At 71.8% G+C, this 16,270-nt stretch carries 19 protein-coding genes; 14 read left to right on the forward strand and 5 right to left on the reverse strand.

Annotated features, from left to right (window positions below; all coding sequences use genetic code 11):
• Positions 1-19 precede the first annotated feature (19 nt).
• The 10 genes from CFI00_RS04465 (at position 20) to rplQ (ending at position 8,784) form a co-directional block, all read left to right on the forward strand.
• Positions 20-991 carry a MoxR family ATPase gene (locus CFI00_RS04465; protein ID WP_207084073.1) on the forward strand — a complete coding sequence of 324 codons (972 nt, stop codon included), beginning with the start codon at positions 20-22 and terminating at the stop codon, positions 989-991.
• A 7-nt stretch (positions 992-998) separates the two neighbouring features.
• Positions 999-2,177 carry a DUF58 domain-containing protein gene (locus tag CFI00_RS04470; protein ID WP_207084074.1) on the forward strand — a complete coding sequence of 393 codons (1,179 nt, stop codon included), beginning with the start codon at positions 999-1,001 and terminating at the stop codon, positions 2,175-2,177.
• Complete coding sequence (locus tag CFI00_RS04475) at positions 2,174-4,633, forward strand: transglutaminase-like domain-containing protein (RefSeq protein WP_207084075.1); 2,460 nt, start codon at positions 2,174-2,176, stop codon at positions 4,631-4,633. The genes CFI00_RS04470 and CFI00_RS04475 overlap by 4 nt, the downstream gene beginning before the upstream one ends.
• Positions 4,634-4,856: 223 nt before the next feature.
• Complete coding sequence (infA, locus tag CFI00_RS04480; protein WP_129474469.1) at positions 4,857-5,078, forward strand: translation initiation factor IF-1; 222 nt, start codon at positions 4,857-4,859, stop codon at positions 5,076-5,078.
• A gap of 31 nt (positions 5,079-5,109) precedes the next feature.
• Positions 5,110-5,223 carry a 50S ribosomal protein L36 gene (gene rpmJ / locus CFI00_RS04485; protein WP_004008316.1) on the forward strand — a complete coding sequence of 38 codons (114 nt, stop codon included), beginning with the start codon at positions 5,110-5,112 and terminating at the stop codon, positions 5,221-5,223.
• A gap of 238 nt (positions 5,224-5,461) precedes the next feature.
• A complete protein-coding gene (gene rpsM / locus CFI00_RS04490) occupies positions 5,462-5,836 on the forward strand; it encodes a 30S ribosomal protein S13 (RefSeq protein ID WP_056599771.1) in 375 nt (124 codons plus the stop codon).
• 73 nt (positions 5,837-5,909) lie between these two features.
• Positions 5,910-6,305 carry a 30S ribosomal protein S11 gene (gene rpsK, locus CFI00_RS04495; RefSeq protein WP_056906616.1) on the forward strand — a complete coding sequence of 132 codons (396 nt, stop codon included), beginning with the start codon at positions 5,910-5,912 and terminating at the stop codon, positions 6,303-6,305.
• A 30-nt stretch (positions 6,306-6,335) separates the two neighbouring features.
• Positions 6,336-6,944, forward strand: coding sequence for a 30S ribosomal protein S4 (gene rpsD / locus CFI00_RS04500; RefSeq protein ID WP_207084076.1), 609 nt, complete (start codon positions 6,336-6,338; stop codon positions 6,942-6,944).
• Between the two features lie 127 nt (positions 6,945-7,071).
• A complete protein-coding gene (locus CFI00_RS04505) occupies positions 7,072-8,088 on the forward strand; it encodes a DNA-directed RNA polymerase subunit alpha (RefSeq protein ID WP_056599781.1) in 1,017 nt (338 codons plus the stop codon).
• A 99-nt stretch (positions 8,089-8,187) separates the two neighbouring features.
• Complete coding sequence (rplQ, locus tag CFI00_RS04510) at positions 8,188-8,784, forward strand: 50S ribosomal protein L17 (RefSeq protein ID WP_207084077.1); 597 nt, start codon at positions 8,188-8,190, stop codon at positions 8,782-8,784.
• A 159-nt stretch (positions 8,785-8,943) separates the two neighbouring features.
• Here the strand turns inward: rplQ and CFI00_RS04515 are convergent, their stop codons facing one another.
• The 4 genes from CFI00_RS04515 to CFI00_RS04530 are packed head-to-tail and all read right to left on the reverse strand — an operon-like array spanning position 8,944 to position 11,376.
• On the reverse strand, positions 8,944-9,900 hold the full coding sequence (locus CFI00_RS04515) for a 2-dehydropantoate 2-reductase (RefSeq protein WP_207084078.1): 957 nt from the start codon (positions 9,898-9,900) through the stop codon (positions 8,944-8,946).
• Positions 9,901-9,935: 35 nt separating this feature from the next.
• The gene (locus CFI00_RS04520; RefSeq protein WP_207084079.1) at positions 9,936-10,502 is read right to left on the reverse strand and encodes a TIGR03086 family metal-binding protein; all 567 of its coding nucleotides are present in this window, start codon (positions 10,500-10,502) and stop codon (positions 9,936-9,938) included.
• Entirely contained in the window at positions 10,502-11,017 is a 516-nt protein-coding gene (locus CFI00_RS04525; RefSeq protein ID WP_207084080.1) for an SRPBCC domain-containing protein, read from the reverse strand. The genes CFI00_RS04520 and CFI00_RS04525 overlap by 1 nt, the downstream gene beginning before the upstream one ends.
• Positions 11,014-11,376 (reverse strand): metalloregulator ArsR/SmtB family transcription factor, encoded by a 363-nt coding sequence (locus CFI00_RS04530; protein ID WP_207084081.1) that lies wholly within the window; start codon positions 11,374-11,376, stop codon positions 11,014-11,016. Before CFI00_RS04530 ends, CFI00_RS04525 begins: the two co-directional genes overlap by 4 nt.
• Before the next feature lie 165 nt (positions 11,377-11,541).
• Here CFI00_RS04530 and truA point away from each other — a divergent pair, with 165 nt between their 5' ends.
• The gene (truA, locus tag CFI00_RS04535) at positions 11,542-12,378 is read left to right on the forward strand and encodes a tRNA pseudouridine(38-40) synthase TruA (RefSeq protein ID WP_207084082.1); all 837 of its coding nucleotides are present in this window, start codon (positions 11,542-11,544) and stop codon (positions 12,376-12,378) included.
• On the forward strand, positions 12,371-12,973 hold the full coding sequence (locus tag CFI00_RS04540; RefSeq protein ID WP_207084083.1) for a methyltransferase: 603 nt from the start codon (positions 12,371-12,373) through the stop codon (positions 12,971-12,973). Before truA ends, CFI00_RS04540 begins: the two co-directional genes overlap by 8 nt.
• On the opposite strand, the gene CFI00_RS04545 is transcribed toward CFI00_RS04540, so the two are convergent.
• Positions 12,970-13,680 carry a class E sortase gene (locus CFI00_RS04545; protein ID WP_207084084.1) on the reverse strand — a complete coding sequence of 237 codons (711 nt, stop codon included), beginning with the start codon at positions 13,678-13,680 and terminating at the stop codon, positions 12,970-12,972. The two genes, CFI00_RS04540 and CFI00_RS04545, sit on opposite strands and share 4 nt — an antisense overlap.
• Positions 13,681-13,743: 63 nt before the next feature.
• Between CFI00_RS04545 and mgrA the strand changes: the two genes are divergently transcribed.
• A complete protein-coding gene (gene mgrA, locus CFI00_RS04550) occupies positions 13,744-14,775 on the forward strand; it encodes an L-glyceraldehyde 3-phosphate reductase (RefSeq protein ID WP_207084085.1) in 1,032 nt (343 codons plus the stop codon).
• The gene (locus CFI00_RS04555) at positions 14,772-16,154 is read left to right on the forward strand and encodes an FAD-dependent oxidoreductase (protein ID WP_207084086.1); all 1,383 of its coding nucleotides are present in this window, start codon (positions 14,772-14,774) and stop codon (positions 16,152-16,154) included. Before mgrA ends, CFI00_RS04555 begins: the two co-directional genes overlap by 4 nt.
• Positions 16,155-16,270 lie beyond the last annotated feature (116 nt).

A 16,270-nucleotide genomic window follows, 5' to 3' on the forward strand; every position in this document is an offset into this window, starting at 1 on the left:
CACCTGCAACAGGAGCAGCATGACGATCAGCCACGAACAGGCCGAGTGGTTCAAGTCCACCTTCGACCAGCTCACCGACAACATGGAGAAGGCGGTGCTCGGCAAGCGCCACGTCGTACGCCTGGCGCTGACCTGCCTGCTCTCCGAGGGCCACATCCTGCTGGAGGACTTCCCGGGCACGGGCAAGACGATGCTGGCCCGCGCGCTCGCCAACACCGTGCAGGGCAGTCACGCGCGCATCCAGTTCACGCCCGACCTGCTGCCCTCCGACGTCACCGGGGTCACGGTCTACGACCAGCACAAGGGCACCTTCGAGTTCCACGCCGGGCCGATCTTCCACACGATCGTGCTCGCCGACGAGATCAACCGCGCCTCGCCCAAGACCCAGTCGGCGCTGCTCGAGGTGATGGAGGAGGGGCAGGTCACCGTCGACGGCGTCGCGCACCCGGTGGGCAAGCCGTTCCTCGTGATCGCCACCCAGAACCCGATCGAGCAGGCAGGCACCTACCGCCTGCCCGAGGCCCAGCTCGACCGCTTCCTGATGAAGAGCTCGATCGGCTATCCCGACCGGCAGGCCACCGTCGAGCTGCTCAACAACGCCGCGGTGCGCGACCGCGCGGCGCTGGTCACGCCGGTGATCACCGCCGCGACCATCGCCCAGATGAGCGGACTGGCCGACGAGGTCTACGTCGACCCGGCCGTCATCGGCTACGTCGCCGAGCTGGCCGAGGAGTCGCGCCGCCAGCCCCACGTCAAGCTCGGGCTCTCGGCCCGGGGCTGCCTGGCCTTCGTGCGCGTCGCCAAGACCTGGGCGGCCGCCGACGGACGCGACCACGTCGTGCCCGACGACATCAAGGACCTCGCCGAGCCGGTGCTCTCGCACCGCGTGCTGCTCGACGCCGAGGCGCAGTTCAGCGGTGTCGACGTGCAGACCGTGATCTCGCGGCTGCTCGACGCGGTCGCGCCGCCGACGGACCGCGTGGGGGCCTGAGGAGTCGATGAAGCGCATCACCCAGGCACTCGAGGTCGTCCGGCCGGTCGGCTGGCTGCTCCTCGTGATCGGGCTCGGCACGGGCGTCGTGGCCGGGGTCGCGCAGTGGCGCGAGCTCGCCGTGCTGTCCGTGGCGTGCCTCGCCCTGCTGGTGCTCGCGCTGCCGTTCCTGCTCGGTGGGACGGCGGTCGCGGTGGACCTGCGCCTGCAGCCCGAGCGGGTGGCGGCGGGGGAGTCCGTGGCGGCCGGGGTCGCGGTGACCAACCGGGCGTCCTCGCGCCTGGTCCCGACGACGCTCGAGGTGCCGGTCGGCTCGGCGGTCCACCGCTACGGCATCAGCTCGCTCGCGCCCGGTGCCACCCACGAGGAGTCCTTCACCATCCGCACCGAGCGGCGCGGCGTGATCCCGGTGGGGCCGGCGATGACCCGTCGTGGCGACCCGGTCGGCATCTTCTCGCGCGACGTGGTCTGGACGCCCGTGCGCGAGGTGCTCGTGCGACCGCACCTGGTGCCCATGGAGTCGTTGGGCGCCGGCCTGCTGCGCGACCTCGAGGGCGTCTCGACCGACGCGGTCAGCCAGAGCGACCTCGCCTTCCACGCGCTGCGCGAGTACGTCCCCGGTGACGACCTGCGCCACATCCACTGGCGCTCGTCGGCGAAGGTGATGGCGTCGACGGGGGAGTCGGCCCTGCTGGTGCGCCAGTACCTCGACACCCGGCGCAGCCACGCCACGATCGTGGTCGACGACCGGCTCGCGTCCTGGGGCGACCCCGAGGACTTCGAGACCGCCATGGCGGTCGCGGCGTCCATCGCCGTGCGCGCCGTCCTCGACGAGTTCGACGTCTCCTTCGTCTGCGGGTCGCACGCCTCGTCCGGTTCCGACGGCCACCTGGCCCTCGACGCGGTGTGCCGCGCCGACTTCGGCCCCCGCGGCGTCGTGGAGTCCGGTCGCCAGGCCAGCATGCTGGCGCCCGACACCAGCCTGGCGTTCTTCGTCGGCGGCAGCGCCACGGAGTTCACCGACCTCCTGCGTGCGGCCGCGGCGTTCCCACCGGAGGTGCGCCGCTTCGGCATCGTCGTCGAGCCCGACGGCGCGAGCCGGGTCACCGAGACCGGTGGCCTCCCCGTCCTGCACCTCGCCGCCAAGGAAGACCTCGGTGGCCTGCTGCGATGGAGCGTGCGATGACCGACAGCCCCCGACGCTCCGGCGCCACAGGGACCCGCACCCGCGTGCGTCCCCACGCGCTCCTGCCCGACCGGCACGCGTGGACCGACATCGCGTTCACGATCGCCCTCGCGGCCGTCGCGCTCACCGCCCTCGGCACCTCCTTCACCGGGTCGGCGTACCTCGTCGTGGGCGTGCTCGGTGTCGTCATCTCCGTCGTGGTGACGCACCTGACGCGCGCCGCGGGCTGGCCAGTCATCTCGGCCGTGGTGATCTGCCTGGGCCTGTTCTTCCTGCTCGGCGGACCGCTGTGCCTGCGCTCGCTGGGTGACACCTCGGTCCTCCCGGGCGCCACGACCCTCGCCCGGGTCGCCGACCAGGCCGTCTTCGGCTGGAAGGACCTCCTCACCACGCTTCCGCCGGTGGACGGAGACGGTCCGCTGCTGGTGCTGCCGTGGATGTCGGGCCTGCTCGCAGGCCTGGTCGGGCTCGCGCTCGCCCACCTCCCGGTCCGCCGCGCGTGGCTGTCGGCGGCGCTGCCCGTGCTCGGGATGACCGTCGTGCTGTCCGGCGCCATCGTGCTCGGCGTACGCCACCCGCAGTCGCTGCTGCTGCAGGGCTCGGTCTTCGCCGGGCTGGCACTGGCCTGGCTGGCGCTGCGCGCGCGCCGGGCGAGCGCCGCGGTGCAGGGCGGCAGCACGTCGTGGCTCCGCAGCGCCGGTGCGGTCGCGATGCTGGTCGTCGCGGCGGCGCTCGCCCTGCCGGCGAGCGGCTGGGTCGGCGACGAGCGGGCGGTGGCCCGCAACTGGGTCGAGCCGCCCTTCGACATCGGCCGCTACCCCTCCCCGCTGGCCGGGTTCCGCAAGTACGTCGACCTCCAGGGCCGGAACCTGCCGGGCAACGTCTACGACAAGGTCCTCCTCGACGTCGACGGCGTCGAGCCCGGGACGCTGGTGCGCTTCGCGACCATGGACCGCTACGACGGCATGGTGTGGGGCGCGAGCGACAACGCGCTGCCCGGTCCGGCCGACGACTCCTTCCAGCGCGTCTCCTCGACCATCGACAACCCCGTCGAGGGCGACGAGGTCGAGGTCAGCGTCACCCTCGGCGAGGGCTGGACCGGGGTGTGGCTCCCCACCGTGGGCGCGCTGCAGTCGATGCGGTTCGAGACCGCCGACGCGCGCGCCAAGGCCGACATCTTCCGCTACAACCTCGCCACCTCCACCGCGGTGGTCCCCAGCGGCCTCGCTCCCGGCGACACCTACTCCTTCACCGCCGTGCAGCCTGACGACGAGCTGACCGACGAGACGGTCGGCTCGGCCGAGCAGTCGTGGCCGCTGCCGCCCGGCGCCGCCTTCATCCAGGGGCCCACCGAGAAGTGGACCGAGGCTGCCGGCACCGACCCGATGGACCGCGTGCTGGCGGCCGCCGAGCACCTGCGCACCGAGGGCAAGTACTCCGACGGGGTGGGGCGCACCGAGCGCATCTACGTCGCCGGGCACAGCGTGTCCAGGCTGTCCGACGAGTTCGTCAACGCCCCGCAGATCGTCGGCAACGACGAGCAGTACGCCGCCACGATGGCGCTGATCGCCAACGACATCGGCGTCCCGGCGCGAGTCGTGCTCGGGGCCGAGGTGCCCGAGGGCGGGCGCATCACGGGCCAGGAGGTCGCGGCGTGGGTCGAGCTGCGTGCTGCCGACGGGTCGTGGAAGACGCTGCCCACCGACGCCTTCATGTCGAGGACGCCGCCGGCCGACCAGGTGCCGGAGACCAACACCCCGATGTCCGGCACCGTCATCCCGCCGCCCAATCCCATCCCGCCGCCGAGCGACGCCGGCGAGCAGAGTGACGCCGACCTCAAGGAGCGCAAGGCCACCCGCAAGAAGGCCGAGGAGGAGGACGAGGGCCTCATCGCCGACCTGCCCGGGTGGCTGGGGATCGTCGTCACCTATGTCGGCGGGCCGCTGCTGCTGCTCGTCCTGCTGCTGGGCGCGGTCGTCGGCTTCAAGGCGTGGCGTCGTCACCGGCGCCGCAGTGCCGACTCGCCCTCCGCACGGTTCGTCGGCGCCTGGCGCGAGCTGGTCGACCACGCCCGCGACCTCGGCCAGGTCGTCCCGCTCGGTCCGACGGTGACCCGCCGCGAGCAGTCCGCCGGCATCGTCTCGGGTCAGGCCGGGGCACTGGCGCGACGTGCCGACAGCTTCGTCTTCGGACCCAGCATCCCGGAGGCCTCGGCCGCTGCGACCTACTGGGAGTCGGTCGACGCCGAGCGGCGCGCGATGTCGCAGGACGTCGGCCGCTGGCAGCGGGTGCGCGCCGCGATCAGCCTGCGCTCTCTGCGGCGTACATCGTCGTCGCCGTCCGACCCGGACCCCGCCGAGTCGGCGACCGACGCCCCCGCGCCCGGGCGTGTCGCCTCGGCGGCGGGACGGGGGCGGCGCCTCGCAGATTGGCGTTCTCGCAGGGCGCCTGACTAAACTGACTCGTCGGCCCAACGTGGGCTGTGCTTCGTGGCGCCTCGCGGCTGCCCGGACCTCGACCGACTCGTCCCAGACGGCTCGGTCGCGTGCCCGGGATGAGGTTCTGCGGATCCGCCCACGAGGTCCACCGGTACACCCGCTCGCGGGGGCCCGGGCGGTTCCCGGGCCACCGGTAGACACCGAGCATCATCAAACAGCACTGCAACAGATTGTGGAGGACATGCCGAAGAAAGAAGGCGTGATCGAGATCGAGGGCACCATCACGGAGGCCCTTCCCAATGCCATGTTCCGCGTGGAGCTGGCCAACGGGCACAAGGTGCTCGCCCACATCAGCGGCAAGATGCGCCAGCACTACATCCGGATCCTCCCCGAGGACCGCGTGGTGGTGGAGCTCTCGCCGTACGACCTCACCCGGGGTCGGATCGTCTACCGCTACAAGTGACAGTCCAGCCGAGTAGCAAGGATTCGTTGACATGAAGGTCAACCCCAGCGTCAAGCCCATCTGTGACAAGTGCAAGGTCATCCGCCGTCACGGCCGGGTCATGGTCATCTGCGAGAACCCGCGCCACAAGCAGCGGCAGGGCTGATGCGAGGTCGCTGAGACCGGGCGCAGCCCGGGCGCAGCGAGCGAGCCGCGCAGCCGCTTGCGGCAAGCGGGCCTGAACCCCAGCAGGACCAGGCAACACAACTACACACAACGTGATCGCTAGGTCGGGCACCACCTGACCGAAGTCACCTCCGGAGCAGTGGCCGGAGCCCACCCGAGGCGGGATGGGACGCGACACGACCAGAAACCACAGCGAGAACAGACAAGGAAACCGCCACATGGCACGCCTCGTTGGTGTTGACCTCCCGCGCGACAAGCGCATCGAGATCGCACTCACCTACATCTACGGCATCGGCCGTACCCGCGCCCAGCAGCTCCTGGCCGCCACCGGCGTCGACCCGAACGCCCGGGTCCACACGCTCGGTGACGAGGAGCTGGTCAAGCTTCGCGACGAGATCGAAGCCAACTTCAAGATCGAGGGTGACCTCCGACGTGAGGTCCAGGCGGACATCCGCCGCAAGATCGAGATCGGCAGCTACCAGGGTCGCCGCCACCGCATGGGCCTCCCGGTCCGCGGTCAGCGCACCAAGACCAACGCGCGCACCCGCAAGGGCCCGAAGCGCACCGTCGCCGGCAAGAAGAAGGCGAAGTGACCTGCGCCCCGGCGCAGTGATCCCCGCTCCCTTCCCAGAAGCTTTTCGACCAGACCTCATCAGGAGTTAGTGAATGCCTCCCAAGAGCCGCGCGACCAAGGTCCGCCGCAAGGAGAAGAAGAACGTCGCCCAGGGCGAAGCCCACATCAAGAGCACGTTCAACAACACCATCGTCACCATCACGGACCCCACCGGCGCCGTGATCTCGTGGGCCTCTGCCGGCACCGTCGGCTTCAAGGGCTCGCGCAAGTCCACCCCCTTCGCCGCGCAGATGGCTGCGGAGGCCGCCGGCCGCCGCGCCATGGACCACGGCATGAAGAAGATCGACGTCTTCGTCAAGGGTCCGGGGTCGGGCCGCGAGACCGCGATCCGTTCGCTGGGTGCCATCGGCCTCGAGGTCGGCACCATCCAGGACGTCACGCCCACCCCCCACAACGGATGCCGGCCGCCCAAGCGCCGCCGCGTCTGACCGACCCGAGACTGAGAAAGAGAGACTGACATGGCCCGTTACACCGGCCCCATGACCCGCAAGTCGCGCCGTCTCGGTGTCGACCTCGTCGGCGGCGACGCTGCCTTCGAGAAGCGTCCCTACGCCCCCGGCCAGCACGGCCGCGGTCGTATCAAGGAGTCCGAGTACCTGCTGCAGCTCCGTGAGAAGCAGAAGGCTCGCTTCACCTACGGCGTGATGGAGAAGCAGTTCGTCCGCTACTACAAGGAAGCCAGCCGTCGCCAGGGCAAGACCGGCGACAACCTGCTGCAGCTCCTCGAGTGCCGCCTCGACAACGTGGTCTACCGCGCCGGCTTCGCCCGGACGCGTCGCCAGGCCCGCCAGCTCGTCGTGCACGGCCACTTCCTGGTCAACGGCAAGAAGGTCGACATCCCGTCGTACCAGGTCAGCGACCACGACATCATCGACGTGCGCGAGAAGTCCCTCGAGCTCACGCCGCTGATCGTGGCCCGTGAGACCCACGGCGAGCGCGTGACGCCCGCGTGGATGGAGGTCATCCCCTCGCGGATGCGCATCCTCGTGCACCAGGTCCCGGTCCGCGCACAGATCGACGTGCCGGTCCAGGAGCAGCTCATCGTCGAGTACTACTCCAAGAAGTGAGTCACCGTCGGTGGTCGTCCGAGCTCTCGGACGGCCACCGACGCCCCTCTCCACACTCCTCTTCTCCGCCCTCCTCACCATGTTCGGATCCGTCATATAGCGGGTGGATCCGGAAAGGAAGAACTCCGTGCTTATCGCTCAGCGCCCGACCCTCACGGAAGAGACCGTCGACGAGTTCCGCTCGCGGTTCGTCATCGAGCCCCTCGAGCCCGGCTTCGGCTACACGCTCGGCAACTCGCTGCGTCGTACGCTCCTCAGCTCGATCCCGGGTGCCTCGGTCACCAGCATCAAGGTCGACTCCGTCCTCCACGAGTTCTCGACCATCGAGGGCGTCACCGAGGACATGACCGAGATCATCCTCAACCTCAAGGGCATCGTCGTCTCCTCCGAGCACGACGAGCCGGTCGTGATGTACCTGCGCAAGTCCGGTGCCGGTGACGTCACCGCCGCCGACATCACCCCGCCCGCCGGTGTCGAGGTGCACAACCCCGAGCTCAAGATCGCCACCCTGTCCGACAAGGGCAAGCTGGAGATGGAGCTCGTCGTCGAGCGTGGCCGCGGCTACGTCTCCGCTGTGCAGAACAAGGGCGCCGACAACGAGATCGGCCGCATGCCGGTCGACTCGATCTACAGCCCCGTGCTGAAGGTGACCTACAAGGTCGAGGCCACCCGAGTCGAGCAGCGCACCGACTTCGACAAGCTCGTCATCGACGTCGAGACCAAGCCGTCGATCCGTCCCCGCGACGCGATCGCCTCGGCCGGCAAGACGCTCGTCGAGCTCTTCGGCCTGGCCCGTGAGCTCAACGTCGAGGCCGAGGGCATCGACATCGGCCCGTCGCCCGTCGACGAGCAGCTCGCCGCCGACCTGGCCCTGCCGGTCGAGGACCTGCAGCTCACGGTCCGCAGCTACAACTGCCTCAAGCGCGAGGGCATCCACACCGTGGGCGAGCTCATCTCGCGCTCGGAGCAGGACCTGCTCGACATCCGCAACTTCGGCGCCAAGTCCATCGACGAGGTGAAGGCCAAGCTCGTCGAGATGGGCCTCTCGCTCAAGGACAGCGCGCCCGGCTTCGACCCGCACGCCGCCCTCGCCGCCTACGGCGACGACGACGACGACGCGTTCATCGAGGACGAGCAGCTCTGACCTCCTCCGACCTCCGGGTCGGACTCCACCGAAACCGGCCGACGGACGTCGGCCGTCTACCCGGGTACCTGACACGGCCCGAGAGAAAGAAGGCACTCCATGCCCAAGCCCAAGAAGGGCCCCCGCCTCGGCGGTAGCCCGGCCCACCAGCGCCTGATGCTGTCGAACCTGGCCACGGCCCTGTTCGAGCACGGCCGGATCACCACCACCGAGACCCGTGCGCGCCTGCTGCGCCCGGTCGCGGAGAAGCTGATCACCAAGGCCAAGCGTGGCGACCTGCACAACCGTCGTGAGGTCCTGAAGACCGTCCGCGACAAGTCGGTCGTCCACACGCTGTTCACCGAGATCGCGCCGACCTTTGCCGAGCGTCCCGGTGGCTACACCCGCATCACCAAGATCGGCCCCCGCAAGGGCGACAACGCCCCCATGGCGATCATCGAGCTGGTGACCGAGGCCTACAGCCCCAAGGCGCCCTCGACCAAGAAGACCGAGGCCGCTGCCGCTCCGGCGCCCGCTGCCGAGGAGTCGGAGGTCGACGAGACCACCGACGGCACCGCCGCCGAGGAGCACGAGGCCGCGGCCGAGGCCCACGAGGCTGCCGCCGAGGAGCACGAGGCTGCTGCTGAGGAGCACGAGGCCGCTGCCGCCGAGCACGAGGCTGCTGCCGAGGCTGCCGAGGACGAGTCCAAGGCCTGATCTCCACGCACCATCGCGAGGCCCGTCACCCCACCGGGGTGGCGGGCCTTCGTGCATCTGCACCGGGGCGTAGCGGTGCGTGGCGCAGGTTCCCGGCGCTCCGTAGATGTCTCACGCACCGGCAGGCAGGTGTGGCGTACGTCGGCGCGCTCGGGCGGATCACAGGGAGCGCAGCACGTCGGCGGCGTCGAGGGTGCGCGGCTCGGCGCCGGCGTACGCCAGGGAGCGGGTCGCGGCGACGACGGCCTCGTTGACCGGGGTGGGGACGCCGTGGAGCCGGCCGACCAGGACGACCTCGCCGGCGAGGTAGTCGATCTCGGAGTCCCCGGTGCCACGGCTCAGGCTCTGCCAGGTCGAGCCGCCGCGGCGCTCCAGGTCGGTGCGGCGCTGGAGGATCGAGCCCCGGCGCTCGGTGTCCGCGGCCGCGGTGACGACCTCGAGCCCGGCCGCGGCGAGCACCTGCTCGCCCTCCGCGACGGCGAGGTCGGCGAGCTGGTCGGCAGCGTCACCGCGGGAGAAGGAGGCGTCGACGCCGTTGCCGAGGTTCATCAGGAGCTTGCGCCGCTTCCACGCGAGGATGTCGGGGCGCTCCTGCGAGACGATGCCGGCCGCGCGCAGGTCGGCGGCGACTGCGGCCGTGGTCGCGTCGGTGCCCTGGGGGATGCGGCCGATGTCGAGGATGGCCGGGGTGGGGTGGCAGCCCGCGACCACGACGCCCGGCTCGAGGTGGGTGGCGGGAAGCATCACGCACACGGCGTACGTCCGGGCGAAGAGCCGCAGCGCGGCGGTCTCGGTGGCGACGCCGTTGGTGGCGCAGACGACCGCCACGTCGTCGGGGGCGTGGCGGCGCAGGTCGGCGAGCGCGGCGTGCGCCTGGTGGGACTTCACCGCCAGCACGACGACGGTGTCGGCGCTCCAGTCCACGTCCGCAGCGGTGTCGGTGGCGGGGGCGTCGATGCGGTGGCGTCCGTCGCCGGCGTCGAGCAGCAGGCCGTCGCGGCGGATGGCGGCGAGGTGATCGCCGCGCGCGACGAGCGTGACCTGCAGGCCGGCGCGGTGGAGGTGCCCGCCGATGACTCCGCCGACTGCCCCGGCGCCGTAGACCACGTAGCTCACGGGCCGACCCTACGAGGCAGTTCGCGAGCCCGTGATCAGACCGGGGGAGACCAGTGCGGGTCGCGACCGATGAAGCCCATCAGCCGGTCGACCACGGGCGCGTCGTCCGCGACGGGGACCGCCGGACCGTAGTGGCCGGAGCTGCGCAGCACGTCCTCCATCGGCTGCATTCCGGCGAGCAGCATCGCCGCGTGGTCCTCGTCGAGGTCGGGGTGCTGCCCGCCGGCTCGGGCGAGGTCCCAGGAGTGCATGAAGACGTCGGCGGTGTAGAACCGGTCCACCGCCTCGGCCAACGGGCCCGTCCCGGCGAAGGGATGGGTGAACACCTCGTCGCCGCGCTGCTCGACGAGCTCCTGGACGGCTGCAGCGCGGTGCTCCCACGCGGCCACCGGGTCGTCGGCGACCGGCGGTCCGGCCGGGAGGTCGACCCCGCCGGAGGTGAGGAACCCGCCGAACCAGGTGAGGAGGTGGTCGACGACGTCGCGGGCGGCCCAGCCGTCGACCGGCGTGGGGACGGACCAGTCGGTCATGCGCTCAGCGATGCGGGAGAAGTCCGCGGCCACCTGGGCGTGCCGGGCGACCGGGGAGCCAGGCAGGGCCATCAGAGAGCGCCCTCGGCGAGCATCCGGTCGACCGCGGCGTAGCCGTCGTCGACGCCGACCTCCATCCCGCTGCGCAGCCACGCGTCGCGGTCCTCGAACGAGTCGCACAGGCTGACCGCGTGGAGGCGGGTGTGCCCGTCGCCGAGGTCCTCGAAGGTCAGGGTCTCGAGGGCCACGCCGTCGGGCATCCCCTCCCACGTGAAGGTCTGGACGATGCGGTCCTCCCGCACGGTGTGGAAGCAGCCGCGGAACGAGGTCGCGAAGTCCTCGCGTCCGTCGCTGCCGCGCGCGGTGTAGCTCCAGCTGCCGCCGTCGCGGGCGTCCCAGTGGGTGATGTCGGCGCCGACGTCCACCGGGCCGATCCACCGGGCGAACAGATCGGGGTCGGTGTGCGCGCGGAAGAGCTGGGCGGGGGTGGCGGCGAAGTCGCGCCAGATGTGGATGGCCGGCACGTGCTCGTCGGCGACGATGGCGGCCTCGGGGTAGCGGGTCTGCGGGTCCTGCACGGTGCTCATGATGCGGTTCCTTCCTGCTGGGTGGGGTGGGGCTGCTCGTCGTCCTGCATCTGCGCGAGCACCCCGTCGAGCGCTGCGAAGCGCTCCTCGGCCCGGCGGCGGTGGCGCTCGATCCACTTCGTCATGAGGTCGAGCACCTCGGCTTCCAGGTGGACCGGGCGGCGCTGGGCCTCCCGGGTGCGGGTCACCAGCCCGGCGTCCTCGAGCACCTTGAGGTGCTTGGAGACGGCTTGGAGGCTGACGTCGTACGGCGCGGCCAGGTCGCCGACGGTGTGGTCGGCCTCCGTGAGGCGGGCCACCATGTCGCGGCGGGTCGGGTCGGCCAGGGCGGCGAAGACGCGGGAGAGCTGGTCGGCCACGGTTCGTCCTTGTCTTCAACTGATCGGTTGACAACAACGTAGGACGGGGACCCCCCGCTTGTCAACCAGATGGTTGCGAAAGTGTCAGGGCTCGGGACGGCGTCGTCCCCGCTGCTGGTCCCGTGCGGCTGGGACCGGGCCGCGAGCTGCACCTAGGATCGGGGCGTGCGCCTGCGGATCGACTGTGCCTATGACGGCACCGACTTCTCCGGGTGGGCCGCCCAGCCGGGGCGGCGTACGGTCCAGGGCGAGCTGGAGGCGGCGCTCGCGACCGCACTGCGCCTGGAGCGGGTGCGGGTCACGGTCGCCGGCCGCACCGACGCCGGTGTGCACGCCCGTGGACAGGTGGTGCACCTCGACGTCGACCGCGAGGTCCTCGAGGCGTCCGCCGGTCGCGCGAGCGACGCACCGCTGGACGCCCTGGCCCGACGCGTGGACGGCATCCTTCCCGCCGACGTCCGCGTGCGCCGGGTCCACGAGGCGGCCGACGGCTTCGATGCCAGGTTCTCCGCGACCTGGCGCCGCTACGCCTACCGGATCGCGGACGCGCGGGAGCTGGGTGACCCGCTCGTCCGCCACCACGTCCTGGCGTGGGGGCACCGCCTGGACCTCGACGCGATGAACGCCGCCTCCGCCCCGCTGGTCGGACTCCAGGACTTCGCGTCCTTCTGCAAGCGGCGTGAGGGCGCGACCACGGTCAGGACGCTGCTCGACCTCACCTGGCGCCGCGACGAGGCCGGCCTCGCGGTCGGCACCGTGCGGGCCGACGCGTTCTGCCACAACATGGTGCGCGCGCTCGTCGGCTGCCTCGTCGCCGTCGGGGAGGGCAGCCGGCCGACGACCTGGCCGGTCGCCGTGCTGGCCGGCCGGCGCCGCGACCAGGGCGTGCGGGTGGTGCACGCGCACGGCCTCACGCTGGAGGAGGTCGGCTACCCCGACGACGACGAGCTGGCCGCCCAGGCCGAGCGCGCCCGAGCCCGACGAGAGGCCATCGATGCCTGAGCACTACTTCTCCGCCGACCCCGCGGTGCCCTTCGAGCGGGAGTCCTTCACCGCCGACCTGTGGGGCCACGAGCTGACGATCGACACGGGCTCGGGCGTCTTCAGCCGTGGCCACCTCGACCACGCGACCGCGGTGCTCTTCAGGGAGCTCGAGCCGCCGGTGCAGGGCCAGTTCCTCGACCTCGGGTGCGGCTACGGCGTCATCGGGCTGGCGATCGCGCGCGCGGTGCCGCTGGCCTCGGTGATCGGCGTCGACGTCAACGAGCGCGCCCTCCTGCTCGCCAACGACAACGCCCGCGCGGCCGGCGTGGCCTCGCGCTTCGTGGCGTGCCTGCCCGACCAGGTGCCCAGCGACCAGGTCTTCGACGAGGTCTGGTCGAACCCGCCGATCCGCATCGGCAAGGAGGCGCTGCGCGAGCTGCTGCTCACCTGGCTGCCACGGCTCGCGCCGAACGGCCGGATGGTGATGGTGATCGGCAAGAACCTGGGCGGCGACTCGATGCAGCGCTGGCTCACCGAGCAAGGATGGCCGACCGAGCGGCTGGCGAGCCACAAGGGCTTCCGCGTGCTCGAGACCCGGCGGGGCCACGCCTAGGCGGGACGGGTCGCCACGAGCACGCCGATCTTGTCGATGCGGTGCTCGGGGTTGTCGAACTCGTCGGACCAGTAGTTGCCGACGGCGTGGTCCTCGAGCGTGGCGCAGGTGGACAGCGTGATCATCGCCCGCGTCGCGGTCTCGCCCGGGCGCCCCGGGACCTCGGCCCGCTGAGCACGCAGCGACGCGGGCTCGCGGAACGACGTCCACCGGGTGCGGCGCACCTCGTAGACGAAGACGGTGTCGCCGCTGCGGACGCTGATCCGGTCGCCGCGGCGCAGCGACGGCGAGTAGCGCAGGGGAGCGGTGCCGCTCAGGCGGTGGCCGGTGACGATGAAGTTGCCGACCTCACCCGGCCCGACCCCGCCGCGCGGGCCGCGGGGTGACGCCATCTCGCCGGCGTTCTGCAGCGCGGTTCCGGGTGCGTCGTCCGGCGACCCGGGATAGCGCACGACCGGGAAGTCGCTCATGCCCAGCTCGGGGACGGAGACGAAGGAGCGACGTGGCTCGGGCCGCTGCGCCTCGGCGGAAGGAGTCGGGCTGGGAGTGGGGGTGGCGCTCGGCGAGGGGGCCGGGGTCGGCGTCGGGCTCGTCGCGGACGGCGTACGCCTCTCGGCGGGCGCGGACGACCGCGGCTCCGGTGCGGCGCACCCCGCTGCCACCACGACGGCCGCCGCGGCGAGGAGGACTGCGGACCTGGCTGCCACGACGTCGACGGTACGCCGGCGGTGGGAGCGCTCGGCCCACCGTGGACCGGGCAGGATGGGGCCATGGCATACGTGGCGGCGGAGGACAGGTACGACGGGACGGGCATGCACTACCGCCCGACCGGCCGGAGCGGGCTGCGGCTCCCGGCGCTGTCGCTCGGGCTGTGGCAGAACTTCGGCACCGACCGCCCGGAGGAGGTGCAGCGAGCGATCCTGCGCCGTGCCTTCGACCGGGGCGTGACGCACTTCGACCTGGCCAACAACTACGGCCCGCCCTACGGCCGGGCCGAGGAGAACGTCGGGCGCTACCTCGACGACGACTTCAAGTCGCACCGCGACGAGCTCGTCATCTCCACCAAGGCCGGCTGGGACATGTGGCCCGGTCCGTACGGCCAGGGCGGTGGGGCGCGCAAGCACGTGCTGGCGTCCCTCGACCAGTCGCTGGGGCGGCTCGGTCTCGACTACGTCGACATCTTCTACAGCCACCGCTTCGATCCCGACACGCCTGTCGAGGAGACGATGACGGCCCTCGACACGGCGGTGCGCTCGGGCCGGGCGCTCTACGTCGGCATCTCGTCCTACTCGCCGGAGAAGACCCGCGAGGCGGCCACGATCGCCCGTGAGCTCGGCACGCCGCTACTCATCCACCAGCCGTCGTACTCGATGCTCAACCGTTGGGTCGAGGACGGTCTCCTCGACGAGCTCGAGGAGCAGGGGATGGGTTGCATCGCCTTCACCGCGCTGGCCCAGGGCCTGCTCACCGACCGCTACCTCGACGGGGTGCCCCCGGACTCGCGTGCGGCGCGCGAGGACTCCACGGTGACCGGTCTCGACGACGACGTGCTCGCCCGCGTCCGGGCGCTCAACGGCATCGCCGAGCGCCGCGGGCAGAAGCTCGCCCAGCTCGCCCTCCAGTGGGTGCTGCGCGACGACCGGGTCACCAGCGCCGTGACCGGTGCCTCCAGCGTCGAGCAGCTCGACACCAACCTCGACGCGCTGTCGGGGCCGCCGCTCACCGACGACGAGCTCGCCGAGATCGACCGCCACGCCGTCGAGTCCGGCATCAACCTCTGGGCGAAGCAGACCGAGGAGTGAGCGACCGGAGCGGGGTCACGCGCGTCGTCGTGGTCGGCGCCGACGCGGCCGGGATGTCGGCCGCCCACCAGGCCTTGCGCACGGGGAGGCGCTACGGGCGCGAGCTCGCGATCACCGTCCTCGACAAGGGGGCCCACACCTCCTACAGCGCGTGCGGCATCCCCTACTGGATGGCCGGCGACGTCGACTCGGGCGACGAGCTCGTCGCCCGCACCGCCGATGCGCACCGCGAGTCCGGCATCGACCTGCGCCTGGGCGCCGAGGTGGTCGCCGCGGACCTCACGGCTCGCACCGTGACGCTGGCCGACGGCGAGGAGGTGGTCTGGGACGAGCTCGTCGTCGCCACCGGCGCCCCGGCCGTCGTGCCCGACTGGGCGCTGCGCCCCGACGGGACGACGTACGACGGCGTGGGCACGGTCAAGACGCTCGACGACGGCGCGGCTTGGCTCGAGCGCTTCGCCGAGGCCGGCGACGGTGCCCACGTGGTGGTCGTCGGTGCCGGCTACGTCGGGGTCGAGGTGGCCGAGGCCGCCATGCGCCACGGCTTCGGCGTCACCGTCCTGACCCGCGGTCGGGGCATGTCGATGCTCGAGGACGAGATGGCCGAGCGCGTCGACGTCGCGCTGTGCGAGGCGGGTGCGGAGGTCGTGCTGGGCGTCGAGGTGACCGGACTGGACATCGAGGACGGCCGGGTGACCGGGGTGCGCTGGGACGGAGGCAGCCGTGAGGCCGACCTCGTCGTGCTCGCGATCGGCGTACGCCCCGCGACGGACTTCCTCTCCGGCTCCGGGCTGGAGATGGCGGACAACGGAGCGCTTCGTCCCGACCCGCACGGGCGCGTGGCCGAGCACGTCTGGGCTGCCGGCGACTGCTGCCAGGTGCGACGCCGCATCGACGGCGCATGGGTGTTCCGCCCGCTGGGGACGTACGCCACGAAGCACGGCCGTGCGTTGGGCGACACCCTCGCCGGCGGCTCGCTGGCCTTCGACGGGATGGTCGACACCTCGATCACCCGCTTCGCCTTCGGCGAGGTGCACCTCGAGGTCGCCCGCACGGGGCTGTCCCGCGCCGACGCCGAGGTGGCCGGGCACGACCCTGTCGTGCTGGTGACCGAGGGCACCACCGCCAGCGGCTACATGCCCGAGGCCGAACCGATCGCGATCTGGGTGATGGCCGACCGGTCGACCCGGCGCCTCCTCGGCGTGCAGGTCGTGGGCGGTCGCGGTGCCGGCAAGCGCATCGACGCCGCGGCTGCCGTGCTGTGGGGCGGCGGCTCGGTCGACGACCTGGCGTGGATGGACCTGGCCTACGCGCCGCCGTTCGCGACCGCGTGGGAGGTCCTGCAGGTGGCGGCCCGGCGGGTTGCCGAGCGACTCTGACAACTCGGTGGCAGTGCGGGCGAGCCCCTGAGGGATCCCCGGCTGGCCGGTGATCGCGCAGGTTGTCGGCCCTTGCAAGGCCTGACAACCTGCGGGAGTCCCTGACAAGTCGGTGG

It is taken from the genome of Nocardioides sp. S5, from assembly GCF_017310035.1.
GTDB lineage: Bacteria > Actinomycetota > Actinomycetes > Propionibacteriales > Nocardioidaceae > Nocardioides.

What these genes read in the sequence shown, in the direction of transcription:
- CFI00_RS04465 (WP_207084073.1), top strand. Translation starts at nt 20, where the DNA reads ATGACGATCAGCCACGAACAGGCCGAGTGGTTCAAGTCCACCTTCGAC.
- CFI00_RS04470 (WP_207084074.1), top strand. Translation starts at nt 999, where the DNA reads ATGAAGCGCATCACCCAGGCACTCGAGGTCGTCCGGCCGGTCGGCTGG.
- CFI00_RS04475 (WP_207084075.1), top strand. Translation starts at nt 2,174, where the DNA reads ATGACCGACAGCCCCCGACGCTCCGGCGCCACAGGGACCCGCACCCGC.
- infA (WP_129474469.1), top strand. Translation starts at nt 4,857, where the DNA reads ATGCCGAAGAAAGAAGGCGTGATCGAGATCGAGGGCACCATCACGGAG.
- rpmJ (WP_004008316.1), top strand. Translation starts at nt 5,110, where the DNA reads ATGAAGGTCAACCCCAGCGTCAAGCCCATCTGTGACAAGTGCAAGGTC.
- rpsM (WP_056599771.1), top strand. Translation starts at nt 5,462, where the DNA reads ATGGCACGCCTCGTTGGTGTTGACCTCCCGCGCGACAAGCGCATCGAG.
- rpsK (WP_056906616.1), top strand. Translation starts at nt 5,910, where the DNA reads ATGCCTCCCAAGAGCCGCGCGACCAAGGTCCGCCGCAAGGAGAAGAAG.
- rpsD (WP_207084076.1), top strand. Translation starts at nt 6,336, where the DNA reads ATGGCCCGTTACACCGGCCCCATGACCCGCAAGTCGCGCCGTCTCGGT.
- rplQ (WP_207084077.1), top strand. Translation starts at nt 8,188, where the DNA reads ATGCCCAAGCCCAAGAAGGGCCCCCGCCTCGGCGGTAGCCCGGCCCAC.
- CFI00_RS04520 (WP_207084079.1), bottom strand. Translation starts at nt 10,502, where the DNA reads ATGGCCCTGCCTGGCTCCCCGGTCGCCCGGCACGCCCAGGTGGCCGCG.
- CFI00_RS04525 (WP_207084080.1), bottom strand. Translation starts at nt 11,017, where the DNA reads ATGAGCACCGTGCAGGACCCGCAGACCCGCTACCCCGAGGCCGCCATC.
- CFI00_RS04540 (WP_207084083.1), top strand. Translation starts at nt 12,371, where the DNA reads ATGCCTGAGCACTACTTCTCCGCCGACCCCGCGGTGCCCTTCGAGCGG.
- mgrA (WP_207084085.1), top strand. Translation starts at nt 13,744, where the DNA reads ATGGCATACGTGGCGGCGGAGGACAGGTACGACGGGACGGGCATGCAC.